14 protein-coding genes are annotated in these 13,638 nt (G+C 51.7%); all 14 read right to left on the bottom strand.

The features are described from left to right. Nucleotides 1-169: 169 nt before the first annotated feature. Entirely contained in the window at nt 170-733 is a 564-nt protein-coding gene (locus F3H20_RS14575) for an adenine nucleotide alpha hydrolase family protein (protein ID WP_149735642.1), read from the bottom strand. A 55-nt stretch (nt 734-788) separates the two neighbouring features. Continuing rightward, complete coding sequence (locus tag F3H20_RS14570; RefSeq protein WP_149735641.1) at nt 789-1,106, bottom strand: hypothetical protein; 318 nt, start codon at nt 1,104-1,106, stop codon at nt 789-791. A gap of 27 nt (nt 1,107-1,133) precedes the next feature. Continuing rightward, nucleotides 1,134-2,567, bottom strand: a complete 1,434-nt coding sequence (locus tag F3H20_RS14565) for a monomeric [FeFe] hydrogenase (protein WP_149735640.1) — start codon at nt 2,565-2,567, stop codon at nt 1,134-1,136. 92 nt (nt 2,568-2,659) lie between these two features. After that, nucleotides 2,660-3,094: an iron-containing alcohol dehydrogenase gene (locus F3H20_RS14560; RefSeq protein ID WP_149735639.1), complete on the bottom strand. Its 435-nt coding sequence runs from the start codon at nt 3,092-3,094 to the stop codon at nt 2,660-2,662. A gap of 202 nt (nt 3,095-3,296) precedes the next feature. Further along, entirely contained in the window at nt 3,297-4,592 is a 1,296-nt protein-coding gene (locus tag F3H20_RS14555) for an acetyl-CoA hydrolase/transferase family protein (protein WP_149735638.1), read from the bottom strand. A 25-nt stretch (nt 4,593-4,617) separates the two neighbouring features. Further along, on the bottom strand, nt 4,618-4,914 hold the full coding sequence (locus tag F3H20_RS14550; RefSeq protein WP_149735637.1) for a NifU family protein: 297 nt from the start codon (nt 4,912-4,914) through the stop codon (nt 4,618-4,620). 1 nt (nt 4,915) lies between these two features. After that, entirely contained in the window at nt 4,916-6,379 is a 1,464-nt protein-coding gene (locus tag F3H20_RS14545; RefSeq protein WP_149735636.1) for a 4-hydroxyphenylacetate 3-hydroxylase family protein, read from the bottom strand. 237 nt (nt 6,380-6,616) lie between these two features. Further along, nucleotides 6,617-7,729, bottom strand: a complete 1,113-nt coding sequence (locus tag F3H20_RS14540; protein WP_149735635.1) for a 4-hydroxybutyrate dehydrogenase — start codon at nt 7,727-7,729, stop codon at nt 6,617-6,619. A gap of 20 nt (nt 7,730-7,749) precedes the next feature. Further along, nucleotides 7,750-9,108: an aldehyde dehydrogenase family protein gene (locus tag F3H20_RS14535; RefSeq protein ID WP_149735634.1), complete on the bottom strand. Its 1,359-nt coding sequence runs from the start codon at nt 9,106-9,108 to the stop codon at nt 7,750-7,752. A 43-nt stretch (nt 9,109-9,151) separates the two neighbouring features. After that, nucleotides 9,152-10,294 (bottom strand): acyl-CoA dehydrogenase family protein, encoded by a 1,143-nt coding sequence (locus tag F3H20_RS14530; protein WP_149735633.1) that lies wholly within the window; start codon nt 10,292-10,294, stop codon nt 9,152-9,154. 25 nt (nt 10,295-10,319) lie between these two features. Then, nucleotides 10,320-11,366, bottom strand: coding sequence for an electron transfer flavoprotein subunit alpha/FixB family protein (locus F3H20_RS14525; RefSeq protein WP_149735632.1), 1,047 nt, complete (start codon nt 11,364-11,366; stop codon nt 10,320-10,322). A gap of 3 nt (nt 11,367-11,369) precedes the next feature. Continuing rightward, the gene (locus F3H20_RS14520) at nt 11,370-12,191 is read right to left on the bottom strand and encodes an electron transfer flavoprotein subunit beta/FixA family protein (RefSeq protein ID WP_149735631.1); all 822 of its coding nucleotides are present in this window, start codon (nt 12,189-12,191) and stop codon (nt 11,370-11,372) included. 44 nt (nt 12,192-12,235) lie between these two features. Beyond that, nucleotides 12,236-13,378 carry an acyl-CoA dehydrogenase family protein gene (locus F3H20_RS14515; RefSeq protein ID WP_149735630.1) on the bottom strand — a complete coding sequence of 381 codons (1,143 nt, stop codon included), beginning with the start codon at nt 13,376-13,378 and terminating at the stop codon, nt 12,236-12,238. Between the two features lie 63 nt (nt 13,379-13,441). Then, nucleotides 13,442-13,638, bottom strand: a 197-nt coding sequence (locus tag F3H20_RS20205) for a hypothetical protein (RefSeq protein WP_223191782.1), incomplete at its 5' end; no start/stop codon positions are given.

Here is a 13,638-nt window from a genome sequence, read left to right as displayed (position 1 = left end):
TCTCTTGTCATAAGCCAAGAGAGCGGGCTTTATTTATTATAGCTTATCATCATACTGCAGAGAGTCGGTTAAGCTTCAGAGAGTGTTTTTACACTCTCTGAAGCTTAACCGGACTTACCCTGTGCTCATGGGTATAGCTCCTGCTTAAAAGCGTGAGTTATAGAACAGGCTACTTATCGGATAAAGCCCCGAGCATTAGCCCTGGCAACATCAACGGTGTTCTACCGCCGCTGCTTAGCGGCATATGGATGAGTCGCCCGGCCCGTTCTGTATCGACAGCAGCCGGATACGCATCGACTGCCAGCGTGATAATCGCCGGCAGTCTTTGCCGACCGGTAAGAACCATGCCGCCTCCGTCTACCTTTCTTTTAACCAATAGATCGGTGCCATCAAAACCAGCCTGTAAAGCATCATGAATCAGCCTCATCGGCAGCCGTACAGCCAATGCCATAGCCAAGTCCCTGCCGCGCAGAGTATCATCCAGTAAGATAACGGCAGGTTCTTCCCTCAAGGCAAGCTGAATTATGCTTTGCGAATAGCTAACGGTATAGCCCAGATATTCCCGTAAAATCATCCCTTCATCGGCGCCGCAATCAATGTATTCCAGTCCTGTTTTCGCCTCAAAGCAAAAAACCCGCAGCGGCTGGCCCATCGCCTGCCTAAGCTCTGTTCCCAGTGTAATCAGCCGCTTTGCTATTTCCACCTTTTCTGAAAAAATCCAAATCCCCGCCATCGCAACCTCCTGCCTGCTTCTCTTCTCTATTTACTGTATAATCAAAGATCAGTCTTCAGCGCTCCGCCGTACCGCCAAAGAAGTCCTTTATTTTCCGGATAATATCCGCAACGATCTCCGGCTTGCTGACAAACCAGCCGTCCACCATTTCACCGGCTACACAAACACCCGGTATGGAGTCCTCGCGCTTTTTCCAGCTGCAGCCCGCCGTACAACCGCACAAGTACACAATAAAATCGGCTTTATTAGTATTAAATAAAACCGTATAATCGCGGGACAACGAACGGATCAGTTGTCCCGCTATTTCGTCTCTGTTAATGCGTGGGTTGCAACCCCCACAAAAATAAATGGCAATCCGCCGCCTTTTATTCATCCGAATCACCCCTATACCTGCCGTCTCTCACGATCCGCAACGTGCCTTCTGTGAAAAGTTTTTAACCAGCCGCTGCGTTACCCGGACATCATTCATCGTTCCCGGACCGCCGGAACAGCCGCCGCTGCAGGCCATTCCTTCCATAAAATTAGCTGTCAGTTCACCTTTTTTTAGTTGTTTCAGCATAAGCTGGCAGGCCTCCAGTCCTTCGCTTTGGCAGGCTGTTACAGTTACCTCTCCTTCCTGCGCCTGTACTGCCTGGGCTACTGCCTGAGCCACACCACCGGCTATGGCAAATAAATTGCCATTTGCCGTAGCCTGGCTGCCCATCGCTTCGCCCGGCATCATTGCCGCCTGCAGGTCTGCTCCTGTCAGCAAAGCTTCCGCTTCCTCAAAGGTCAATACAAAATCCACATCTGCCGGATAAGCAAGGGCTTCCGCTTTTTTGGCAATACAAGGTCCGATAAACACCGTCACAGCTCCCGGATCTTTTTCTTTAAGCAGCCTCGCCAACGCCACCATGGGCGAAACGGTTGTCGAAAGATGTTCTTCGTACTCTTTGGCATGTTTTTTGATCATTCCCACAAAAGCCGGACAGCAGGAACTGGTCATAAATGGTTTGCTTGCCGGCACCTGTTCGGTAAATTCTGCCGCTTCGCGGGCAATCACCCAGTCGGCGCCGACAGACACCTCGGCCACGGCATAAAATCCGGCTTTACGCAAGGCGGCAACCACCTGAGCGGCTGTGACTTTTACACCAAACTGGCCGATAAAGGAAGGAGCCAGCATGGCATAGGTCCGCCGTTTTTTTAATGTCCGAATGACCTGCACCAGCACCGAGCGGTCACCAATAGCTCCAAAGGGACAGGCTATTTTGCAGGCACCACAGGCCACACATTTTTCATGATCAATAACAGCCTTTTTATTCGGCGCCGCCGTAATTGCCTGCACCTCGCAGGCATGTTCACAGGGATGCTTGATTTCAACAATCGCACTGTACGAACAGGCCGTTTTACATCTGCCGCAGGAGCAGCATTTTTCCCGGTCGATATAAGCCCGGTTCCTTACGATGAATATGGCGTTTTTGGGACAACTGACGATACAATGATGAGCCAGGCAATTCCGGCAGGCATCAGTGACCATAAACTTATCGGCCAGACAGCGGTCACAGGCCGACGGCAGCATGGACATAACCGGTCCTTTCACTATTTCCCCTTGCAAAGCTTGTGCCGCTGCAAGCTCCAGCGGAATATCCATCGGCTGACTAAGCGCCAGATGGACCCGTTCCTCCAGAATACTTCTCTCCCGGTAAATACAGCAACGATGTCGTGGTCCATCATCGGTCACAACTGTATACAATATATCCCGTACAGTATCCTTCAGCGTCCCGTCATAGGCCTTCTTAGCCAGTTCTTTTAAGACTTCCCGCCTAATCTTCACAGCTTCACTAATATTTGCCATAGATTATCCTCGCCTTACCGTTTTTTGTTAATCTTCTGTTTGGGCTTTTAGGGCTTGTTTGTAAATTATCCGAAACGCCCGCTGACGGTGCTTTACAGACAAGCCCTGGTCGAAACTCTGTTCATATGAGACGATTCCGGCAGTTCTCCCGGAAAAAAGGTTTCAGTCACAGCAGACACCGGAATCACCATAACAGGCAGTTTAGCCAATGCCGCCACCGCTTCGCCGATGGCTGCCACCCTGCCGTTGCCAATCGCAACAATGATGCTGGCGTTTACCTTGCATATGGCCAGGGCAACCATTCGGTTAATTTCCTGCCTGGAATCATGACCATTAAACCGTTCCATGACAAACTCCACTTGATGCAACCGGCAGCTATCAGCCAGTAACGGCTTGACAGCGGCAAGATTGCTCTGCGTTCCTAAAACAAAGGCTTTTCTGCCGGTAAGCGCAATATACCGGCCAATATCACTGATTGTTTTCTTCCCCGATACATAATGGCAGCGGGTTAACGCACTGTTTTTCATCCTGCTCCTCCTTCAGGAACCACTGGCGGATCTTTTTCCGACTGGCTGCGTCAGCCAAACCTTGAAATAGGGGCCGCTATTCCTGCGGTTTTACTTCCTTGCCAGCCGAAAAACCTCTCGCCAGGCTGGCAGGCTCATTAAATCAGCGGTTCCATTACGGCTTCGTTCTGTTGGCAGCCAACCGGCCTTTTCAATCCTCTTCTTAAAGAAGCTTTTTCTGCTTTGCCTGTTCCGTCAATGCTGCCCGGAAATCCGGATGAGCAATGGCAATCAATGCCGCTGCCCGTTGGCGGAGCGTTTTTCCCCGCAAATCGGCCATGCCGTATTCGGTAACAACATAGTGCACATCATTACGCGAAGTGGATACGGCAGCTCCCTCATCCAGCGCACAGGCAATGCGGGATATTTTCCCGCCGGCAGCCGTCGCCGGCAATGCAATAATCGAGATACCCTGTTTGGAACGACCGGCGCCGCGGATAAAGTCAATCTGACCGCCAATACCGCTAAACTGCCTGCTGCCGATCATCTCCGCATTGACCTGGCCCATCAGATCTACCTGCAAAGCGGAATTAATGGAGATCATCCGGTCATGCTGGGCAATGACAAAGGGATCATTGGTATAATCGGCAGGGTGGAGTTCCACCGCCGGATTGTTATGCACAAAATCATAGAGCTTTCTCGTTCCCATCAGAAAGGTGGCAATGAATTTTCCGGGATTAAGGGTCTTTTGCCGGTTGGTGATCACTCCGGCTTCCGCCAGCGCCACGACACCGTCGGAAAACATTTCGGAATGGATGCCCAGCTCCTTCTTATTGCCCAGAAACAGTAAAACAGCATCAGGAATCGCGCCAATACCCAATTGCAGCGTCGCTCCATCCGATACCAGACTGGCAATTTGCTCACCGATTCTTTTTTCCACCTCGCCAATGACCGGCGGCGGCAGTTCAATCAGCTCCGCATCCTGTGCCACCACAATATCAATATCACGAATATGAAGTCTGGCTCCGCCGGTGCGGGGCAGCCGGCTGTTAACCTGGGCAATGACCGTTTTAGCGCATTCCGCTCCTGCTACCGTATAGTCGGCGGAAATCCCGTAGCTGCAATAACCTTCTGCATCAGGCGGCGTTACTTGCAGCAGGACTACATCAACAGGCAGAATATTATTCTTAAACAGCCGCGGTATTTCAGAAAAAAAGCAGGGAGTATAGTCGGCCCGCTGCTCTTCCACAGCCTTTCTGGTTGATTTTCCGACAAACAGGGCATTATGGCGGAAATTATTTTCCATGCCCGGTCGGGCATAAGGAGCATCGCCCATCGCCACCATGTGAACAATTTCCACGTCTGCCAATTCCGGCGCCCGTTCGGTGAGCGCCTCGACCAATACCGTCGGCTCACCGCAGGCATGACCGACCACAATCCTGTCACCGTTTTTAACCGCCTGCACTGCCTGCCGGGGTGACATAATTTTATTTTTATACGTTTCCTGCCAGGTTTTCATGACTGTTTCCCCTCTTTCCCCACCCTCACCGTTCATGTCTCAGCAGCCGTAAGGCCTCGGCAATCAGTTCAGAACTAACCGACTGCTCCACCAGCACGACCTTCTTTATTTCCGGCAGGGCTTCTTTTATCTGCGTTTCCACGATATCGGCCACCGTAGACCGGGAACCGGGGCATGTTGCACAAGCCCCGGTCAGTCTTACGGTTACGATGCCAGCTTTAACATCCACTACCTGGATATTCCCTTGGTGAGCGGCCAATAAAGGACGAACTTTTTCATCCATAATTTGCTTTAGTTTATCCTCCAGAGCGTTCTCACTCATCTCAGTTAGCCTTGTCCTGAGTAATTCCCGCGATGGCTTTAGCCAGTTGTTTTTTCTGCTCCAGATTACCCTGGCGGGCAATCATGATGCGCTGAGCCTGGGGTGAACCGGCTCCATGCATCGATTCCGTCCGGTAGCCGACCGCCGCCGTGCCCAGGGTAAGGTTTTCCACCAGACGCAAAATCCGCATCCGCTGCTCCATCGGCACATCAGACACACCCTTAAAGTATTTCTCCACTACTTTGCCAATTTCAGGATTATGCAAATCTTTTTCCGACGGCATGGTAACCATCAGACCGCCGGCAATGTCTTCAGCCAGTCTGGCGATTTCGTAAGGATAGCGGGTAACATTCTGCTTACAGACATTGGCCAGCAGCAAGTTGATCAGATAATTGCCTGATGCCGTCTTATGGCCTTCCGCCGAGCAGGCAATGCCGCAGGCATATAAGGTTTCATTCAAATGGGTCATTTCAATCAGCTTATCTTTTACATGGGAAGCTTTAGCCGCGCCGTTATATTCGGCAGCCACGGCGGCGGCCCCAATCAGGACGTCACCTACGCCAACCTTACAGCCGCCATAGCTTTGACGGTGGTAACCGGCAAACCGCTCGACCAACAGACCGCTAAATTCAGTTTCACCGCACATGAACACGTTTTCCCAGGGAACAAACACATCATCAAACACCATCAACGCTTCATGGCCGCCAAATTCACGGTTGCCTACATCAATCTTGCCGCCTTCCAGTTTCCGCGTATCACAGGACTGGCGGCCATAGATATAAAAGATACCTTCCGCATCAGCCGGTGCGGCAAAGGAAAGCGCATAGTCGGCGTCGTCCTTACCCATGGCGATGGTCGGCATAACCAAAATCCAGTGAGAATTGATCGCGCCTGTTTGATGTGCCTTGGCACCGCGTACCACAATGCCATCCTGACGCTTTTCCACAACATGAACATAGAGATCGGGATCGGCCTGTTTACTGGGGGACAGACTCCGGTCACCCTTGGGATCGGTCATGGCCCCGTCAACCGTCCAGTCCTCCTGCTGCATTTTCAACAAGAACTGATTAAACCGTTCATGATAGTCAGTACCTAATTTTTGGTCCATCTCAAAGGTCACACTGTCCACGGCATTGATCGCGTCCATCCCCACACATCGCTGGAAGCAAGCCGCAGTCTGCTGGCCCAGCAGACGCTGCATCTTCACTTTATTCACCAAGTCTCCGGTACTTTGATGCAAATGGCAAAAACGGTTGACCTTTTCTCCCGTCAAATGTGATACAGCCGTCATCAGATCGGCATATTCCGGCTTCTGGGCAAGTTCGTAGGTTTTTTTCACCGAATTCATTGACGGCCGGATAATTGGATGATCTACCGGATTCTCCACCAATTCTCCCTGCAGATATACCTTAAGTTTAAGTTTACGCAAACTTTCCTCGTACTGTTCCGGTGTTTTCAACGCCATGGTTAAACCCTCCTTATTTTTGTCTGTTTCAGTGGTTCCTTCGGGCGTGTCTTCTATCTGGATCATTCCGTTAGTTTGAAGACACGCCCCGGGTAAAAAATTTTATTCTCGCTGCACGTTCTGACGGATCTTCTTTCGTCCGGCCATGTTAGAAAATCTTCGAAGTAGCCTGTGCGGCTTTACCTCCGTACCAGACGAAAAATCTATTCGTCATAACGACAGGTTCATTAATAGCATCTAGTACAACTCGGTGTAAATGGCGATCATCTGCTCTCTGGACAAAGGAACATAATTGTTTTTCAATAACCGCTGCTGATTTTTTATGACACTGTCGGTAAAGAGTGTGATGTCTTCCTCTCTCATACCGTATGCTTTGAGCGGTTTTCTGGGCAGGATAGCCTCCAGCAGGCTGTCAAAGGACGGCCATACTTCGCGTGCAGGAACTCCTAAGTTGTACGACAGGATTTCTTCCAAGGCTTCGATTTTGCCCTGGGGCTTGATCTCTTTATAGGCCCGGAAGATGGTGGTAAACATCTGCTGATTGGCTTCGCCATGGGGTACGTGATATACGCCGCCCAGCGGATAGGACAAGGCATGCACCGCCCCAACCCCGGTATTGCCGAAGGCGATACCGGCATAGGTGCTGGCCAGCAGGAAGTCGCCCATAAGCTCCCGCCGAGCGTCCTTCCCTCCCGCAGCAATGGTTTTATACCCCTGCAGAATCATGGCAATGGCCTGTATGGCATATAATTCGGTCAGAGGATTTGATCCCGGTGCCACAAACGATTCCGTAGCGTGAATCAGGGCGTCGATCGAGCTGGTGGCAAATACCTGATAAGGCAGGCTCGCTAAGAGCTCCGGAATTAAAACGGCATAGTCGGCGAAAATCGCATCTGTCGCCAGACCTTTCTTGGTTTTCTGTTCTCTGATCTCCATAATGGCAATGTTGGTTACTTCACTGCCGGTCCCGCAGGTTGTCGGGATAATAATCAGTTCCCTGGCTTTTTCCACCGGGATGCGTCCTTCAAAATAATCCACCGTGCTGCCGCCGCCGCCCAAAGCCAACAGCTTGGCCACATCGATGACCGTACCGCCGCCTACGGCTATGACCCGTTTATAAGGCTGGCGACGCGCTTCCTGAAAGATGCTGTCCATCATCACATTGGAAGGTTCGCCTGTACCAAACCGTTCCTGAAAAACAACCCGGGCCGCCAAATCGGCCGGTTTCACGCCGGTCTGAATAAATTCGTTAGTAACAATTAAGTCCTCTCCACTAAGCTGAAATTCCTTAATAAATTCCGCAAAGCTCGAATGCAATGCGATACGGGGAACCAGTCTAAAAGGTACCATGTTTATCAACCTCCTCTGTTTTAGCCCCAGATTTCTTTGGCCGTGGGAATGGTAATATCTTTCATGAAAAAGCCGATACGGGATACATTAATCAAATGCTCATAGTTCAGGTTTTCAGAGATGCTGTTATTGCCCCAGGAACCGCAGCCCAATGTGGTCGTCGGGTTAAAGCCGTTATAGAAGCTGCCGCCGGCACCGGTGGAAGACGGTTGATTGACTACCAGGCGGCTGATCGGCAGCACAGCTCCGGCATGGCGGATATGCTCTTCATTATGGGAATGAATGGCCGCCGTATGACCGGCTCCCTCATAAAGCAGATTGGTATTGGCGATTTCAACCGCTTCTTCAAAGGTATCGTAGGGCAGGGTGATCATAATGGGGAACATTTTTTCCTTGCATAATAAATCTGCCGTACCCCGTCCCTGCGGTTTCAAAACGATAATCTTCGTATTTTCCGGCACGCTGACTCCGGCAGCATCAGCAATGTACTGCACCGACTTGCCAACCAGCGCCGAATTGATTTTTCCTTCGGGGAACATGACTTTTCTAAACTTATCAACGGTGGGTTCATCCTGAATATAGTAAGCGCCGTTGCGTTCAAAAGCGGCCATAACAGCTACATGATCTTCCTTCGGCGCAATAATGCATTGTTCACCGGAGCAAATAATCCCATTGTCAAATTTACGGCCCGCAATAACATCCTTAGCCGCCTGATCATAATCATAACCGCGGTCGACGATAACCTGCACATTGCCGGCGCCCACGCCGTAGGCCGGTTTACCGCTGGCATAAGCAGCTTTGACCAGACCCATACCGCCGGTGGCAACCACCACGTCGGCAGCCTTCATTAATTCCTGGGTCAACTCCATCGTCGGCTCCTCAATCACCTGGATCAAATCTTCCGGAGCACCCAGTTTTTTCAGCTCGTTCCGCATTAAATTCACCGTATGAGCGGAACATTTTTTCGAGCGGGGATGGGGTGCCACGATGATAACATTCCGGCCCTTTAAGGCAAACATGGCATTGCACATAGGCGTAACAACCGGGTTGGTGGTTGGAGTAATCGCAGCAATAACGCCTTTAGGCTTCGCCACATAAAGCAAACCTTTTTCCGGTTCCTCTTTAATAATGCCTACTGATTTCTTATCCTTCAGGTTGTGCCAGATAGTTTGCGATTTACCCCGGCATTTAGCTACTTTGTCTTCATAGACACCCATCCCGGTTTCGTCTACCGCTTCTCTCGCCAGCATTTCGGCATTGTCATAGACCACCTGGCCAATGACCCTTACTAATTGATCGATCTCTTCCTGCGTGTAATCCTCAATGGCGCTCTGCGCCGCCTTGGCCTTCGCCATCAAAATGTCTATAGTTCCTTCCATTTAAATCCTCTCCTTACGTATGTTTTATAATTAAGTCGTACTTTCAGTCTTTCAGCAGCGCACCGGCAATAACCATTCGCTGCACCTGGTTGGTTCCCTCAAATATCTGGGTGATTTTAGCATCGCGCAACAGACGTTCCACCGGAAATTCCCGCCGATAGCCATAGCCGCCAAAAATCTGCACTGCATCAGTAGCTGCCGCCATAGCAATGTCGGAGGCAAACAGCTTAGCCATCGCCGCCTCCTTGGCGCAGGACTTCCCCAAGTCTCTGGCGGCCGCCGCCTGATAAGTAAGCAGCCGCGCCGCCTCCACTCTCGTCGCCATATCGGCTAATAAGAAGGAAATCCCCTGATTGGCAACGACCGGTTTGCCAAACTGTTCTCTTTGCTTGGCATAGGCCAACGCATAATCCAGCGCGGCCTGGGCGATCCCCAGCGCCTGAGCCGCCACGCTGACGCGTCCGCCATCCAGCGTCGTCATGGCGATCTTAAAGCCCTGCCCTTCGGCTCCCAGCAAATTCTCCCCGGGTACATAGACATCCTGGAAAATCAATTCCCTGGTCACCGAACTGCGGATGCCCAGCTTTCGTTCGGTTTTACCAAAGGTAAAGCCAGGCATGCCCTTTTCCAGAATAAAAGCACTGATGCCTTTGATTCCCTTGCTTTTATCAGTCATGGCGAATACGACGTAGGTTTCCGCCTCACCGCCATTGGTAATGAAAATCTTATTGCCCCGCAGCCGGTAGCCGTCGCCCTGGCGGGTGGCTGTGGTCTGCTGCCCGGCCGCATCAGTACCTGCCTGCGGTTCGGTCAGCGCAAAAGCCCCCAGCTTCTTGCCTTCCGCCAGCAGTTTCAGATAACGTTCCTTTTGGTCTTCCGTGCCATATTGGTAAAGCGGCCATTGGCAAAGCATAACGGAAGCTGAAAGTGACACCGCCAGGCTGTCATCCACCTTGGCCAATTCTTCTGCCGCCAGGATATAGCTGAGGCAATCGCCGCCACGACCGCCATACTTTTCCGGAAAACAAATCCCGGTAAGCCCCAGCAGTCCCAGCTCATCATACAAAGAGCGGGAAAACTCCTCCGCCTCATCCCGTTCCTGAACGGTAGGAGCAATATATTTCACAGCAAACTTCTGACTCAACCGGCGCCATGCTTCTTGTTCCTTGCTCAGCTCAAACTGCATGTCTTTTCCCCCTCCTTAGTCGGCATCAGGCAAGCTTGCAGACCTCATCTTCATCATTTTTTTGCAAGCTTTCAATAACCAGCGGCAGAATAGTCGCGGCATCGGCAATAACACGAATATCGGACACTTCGAAGATAGGAGCCTTTTCATCTTTATTGATGGAAATAACCAGCCCGGCGTCCTTCATCCCGCAAACATGGTGGGTGGCGCCGGAGATGCCTACGCCGATATATACTTTGGGACGAACCGATTTGCCGCTGGTGCCGATCATCTGATAATCCCTGGCCCAGCCTTCATCCAGGGGCGGTCTGGTGCAGCCCACGGCGCCGCCCAGCAAGCTGGCCAGCGTTTCCACCAACTGCCAGTTTTCTTCGGTAGCTGCGCCAAAACCGCCGGCCACTACCACGTCCGCTTCTTCCAATGGAACGCCCTGCACCGGTTCATAGCTGATGCCCAGCGCCCGTACCAGGCCTTTGTCCTTAGTCAAGGCAGACGAGGGATCATAATGTTCTATCTGATAGTTCTCATGGGGGAAGCAAAGCGCTTTGCCCAAAATGCCGGGACGAACAGTTGCCATTTGCGGCCGGAGTTCGGGACACAGAATGTCGCCCAATACTTTGCCGCCAAAAGCCGGCACCACGGCCACCAAATTACCTTCATCGTTTAATTTCATATCCACGCAGTGAGCGGCTACGCCGGTCCACAATTTAGCGCCCAAGGTAGGCGCCAAATCAGAACCGGCTGCCGTGGCGCCCATCAGAACGATTGCCGGTTTTCTTGCCCCCACCAGTTCTTTAAGCACCAAGGCATAGGTTTCATTCTGGAAATAGCGTAATGCGCTATGATCCACAACAATCACGGCTTCCGCGCCGGCTTCGGCCAGTTTGGCCGGAAATTTGGCCAGATTGGTTCCCAGCAGCACGGCAGTTACCGGTTCGGTAAGCTTGCCCTGTTCTTTTAATTCTCTGGCTTTGGTTAAAAGCTCCAGACTCACGTGGTTGACCCGGTCACCATCCTGTTCGGCGATAACCCATATGCCGTGATAATCTTCCCGCTGATAGCTCTGCGTCATTATTTACGCCTCCTTCGCAGCAACCGGATTGATCCCGGCAGCACGTATTTTTTCAATTAAACCGGCAGCAATTTCTTCCGGTGTACCGGTCAGGGCCTGACCTCTACGCGACAGGGAAGCGATAAAAATATCACCCGGCCAGGTTGGCGAACCCTTTTGGCCGATTTTTTTCTCGTCTGCCTGCAGTTCCCGGTTATCCAGCACAGTCAGTTTTTTGCCCCTGGCCTTAACAATGCCGAAAGCGTTGATATAGCGCGGTTTATTTGCTTCCCGGGCAATGGCCAGTACCGCTGGCAAAGTAACAAGATATTCGCCGGTAGCCGCATCCAGCTTCACCTTCGCCTGTATTTGACGCTGCTCAGTCAGGGAAAACTCTTTCACATTCCACAAATGGGGCAGTTCCAGACACTCAGCCAACTGGGCCGGTACCTGGGAGGTAGCGCCGTCGGCGCTCTCCGTTCCCGTCAGCACCATATCAAAGTCGCCGCTTCTTTTCAGCCCTTGAGCCAGTGTGTACGAAGTAGCCAGCGTGTCGGCACCGGCAAAAGCCCGGTCGCTTAACAGCACGGCCTCATCAGCCCCCATGGCCAGCGCTTCATATAATTCCTTTTTTGCTTCCGGCGGCGCCATGCCAATGACGGTAACTGTACCGCCATATTGATCCTTTAACTGCAGAGCCGCTTCCAAAGCGTGCTTATCTCCCGGGCTGATAATGGCCGGAATTCCTTTACGGGTAATAGTTTTCGTCTTAGGATCAATGCTGATCTTATCGTAATAAGCCGGATCGGGTACCGATTTGATACACACCGCTATGTTTAGTCCCATAACAATCTCTCCTTATGCCTGATATAAATTAAGCTTCCAGGGAACTACTGTTTCACCGTTTCACCGGCAATGACCACTTTCAGGACATCTGAAGTCCCGCCGGCAGTCGAACCGGCCAGGGCGTCTCTTAAATATCTCCCTACGGGATATTCATTAATCACGCCATAACCGCCCATGAGATCAATGGTCCGTTTTGCCGCCCGGATTGCTCCTTCGGTAGCCGCATATTTGGCCATGGCAAACTCGGCAGAACAAGGGACGCCTTTGTCCTTCATGGACGCAGCCCGATAGGTCAGCAAACGGGCCGTCTCATAATCCAGCCGGTTTTCCGCCAGGGCAAACTGGATATTGGTCATGTGGTGCAGCGGCTTGCCATAGATAATCCGCTCATTGGAGAACCGGACCGATTCCTCCAGACAGCCACGCAGAATCCCCAGACTAATGGCACTCATGCCGGCACGGCCTACTTCCTGAATGGTGCTCAGTGCCACTTTGGCACCTTTGCCCCGTTGATCGAGCATTTGGGAAGAATCCACCCGGACATTGACGCAGCTTACATCACCGGTGTTAGACGAGCGCATGCCCAGTTTGTGTTCGGCTCTTCCCGGCGTATGCCCCGGCGTTCCCCGGTCAATCAGGAAGGCACTTAGTTCAGGCCGGCCTTTGGCATTTTTCCCGGTAACAACCGTCCACAGGTCAAGATCGGCAAGGTGGGCATTGGTGATAAAACACTTACGGCCATTGAGCACCCACTGACCGTCTTTCCATTCCCCATTAGCTGTCTGTCCCATGAAATTAGAACCGCCGGTAGCCTCCGTCAGTGACAGCGCCCCGATTTTTCTGCCTCTGGCCAAATCAGGCAGATACTTTTGCTTTTGCTCTTCTGTGGCATAGTTCATGACACCGCCCATGCACAGTTGATGGGCCATCACCGTAATCGCCAGACCGGCACAGTGGCGGGCCAGTTCTTCCAGGCAGATAACCCGCTCCACGTAGCCCAAGCCTACGCCGCCATACGTTTCCGGCACAAAAATCCCGGTTATCCCCATATCGCCTAGCAGAGGAAACAGTTCTGCCGGACAATGATCCTGCTCATCCCATTCCTGTGCTTTAGGAGCCACTTCCGCTTCCACAAACTCACGTACGGCACGGCGAAGCATTTCCTGCTCTTCAGTAAATGTAAACATGCGTATCTCTTCTCTCCTTTTTGTCTTTGTCTTAAGTCAAATAAAAATAGGTTTCCTTTGCCATCAACCGGCCTGCCGCCGTAAAAGTTGATCACAAAAGAAACCTATCTTCCCAGCACTATTTTCGGTATCCTTAAAAAGGACAATTTGAAAATAGCCTATGGCTATAGACTTTCCGTCGTAATCGCCTCCCCGTCGCTCGCAGGTCAACCGGTGATTGTCAGATAGGCAGTTCTCCTGGCTCTGCGTCATCGCTCCCC

This window comes from Propionispora hippei DSM 15287 (assembly GCF_900141835.1).
Lineage (GTDB): Bacteria > Bacillota > Negativicutes > Propionisporales > Propionisporaceae > Propionispora > Propionispora hippei.
The sequence above is the reverse complement of the archived record's forward strand: the minus strand, read 5'-3'. Positions and strand labels throughout refer to the sequence as shown.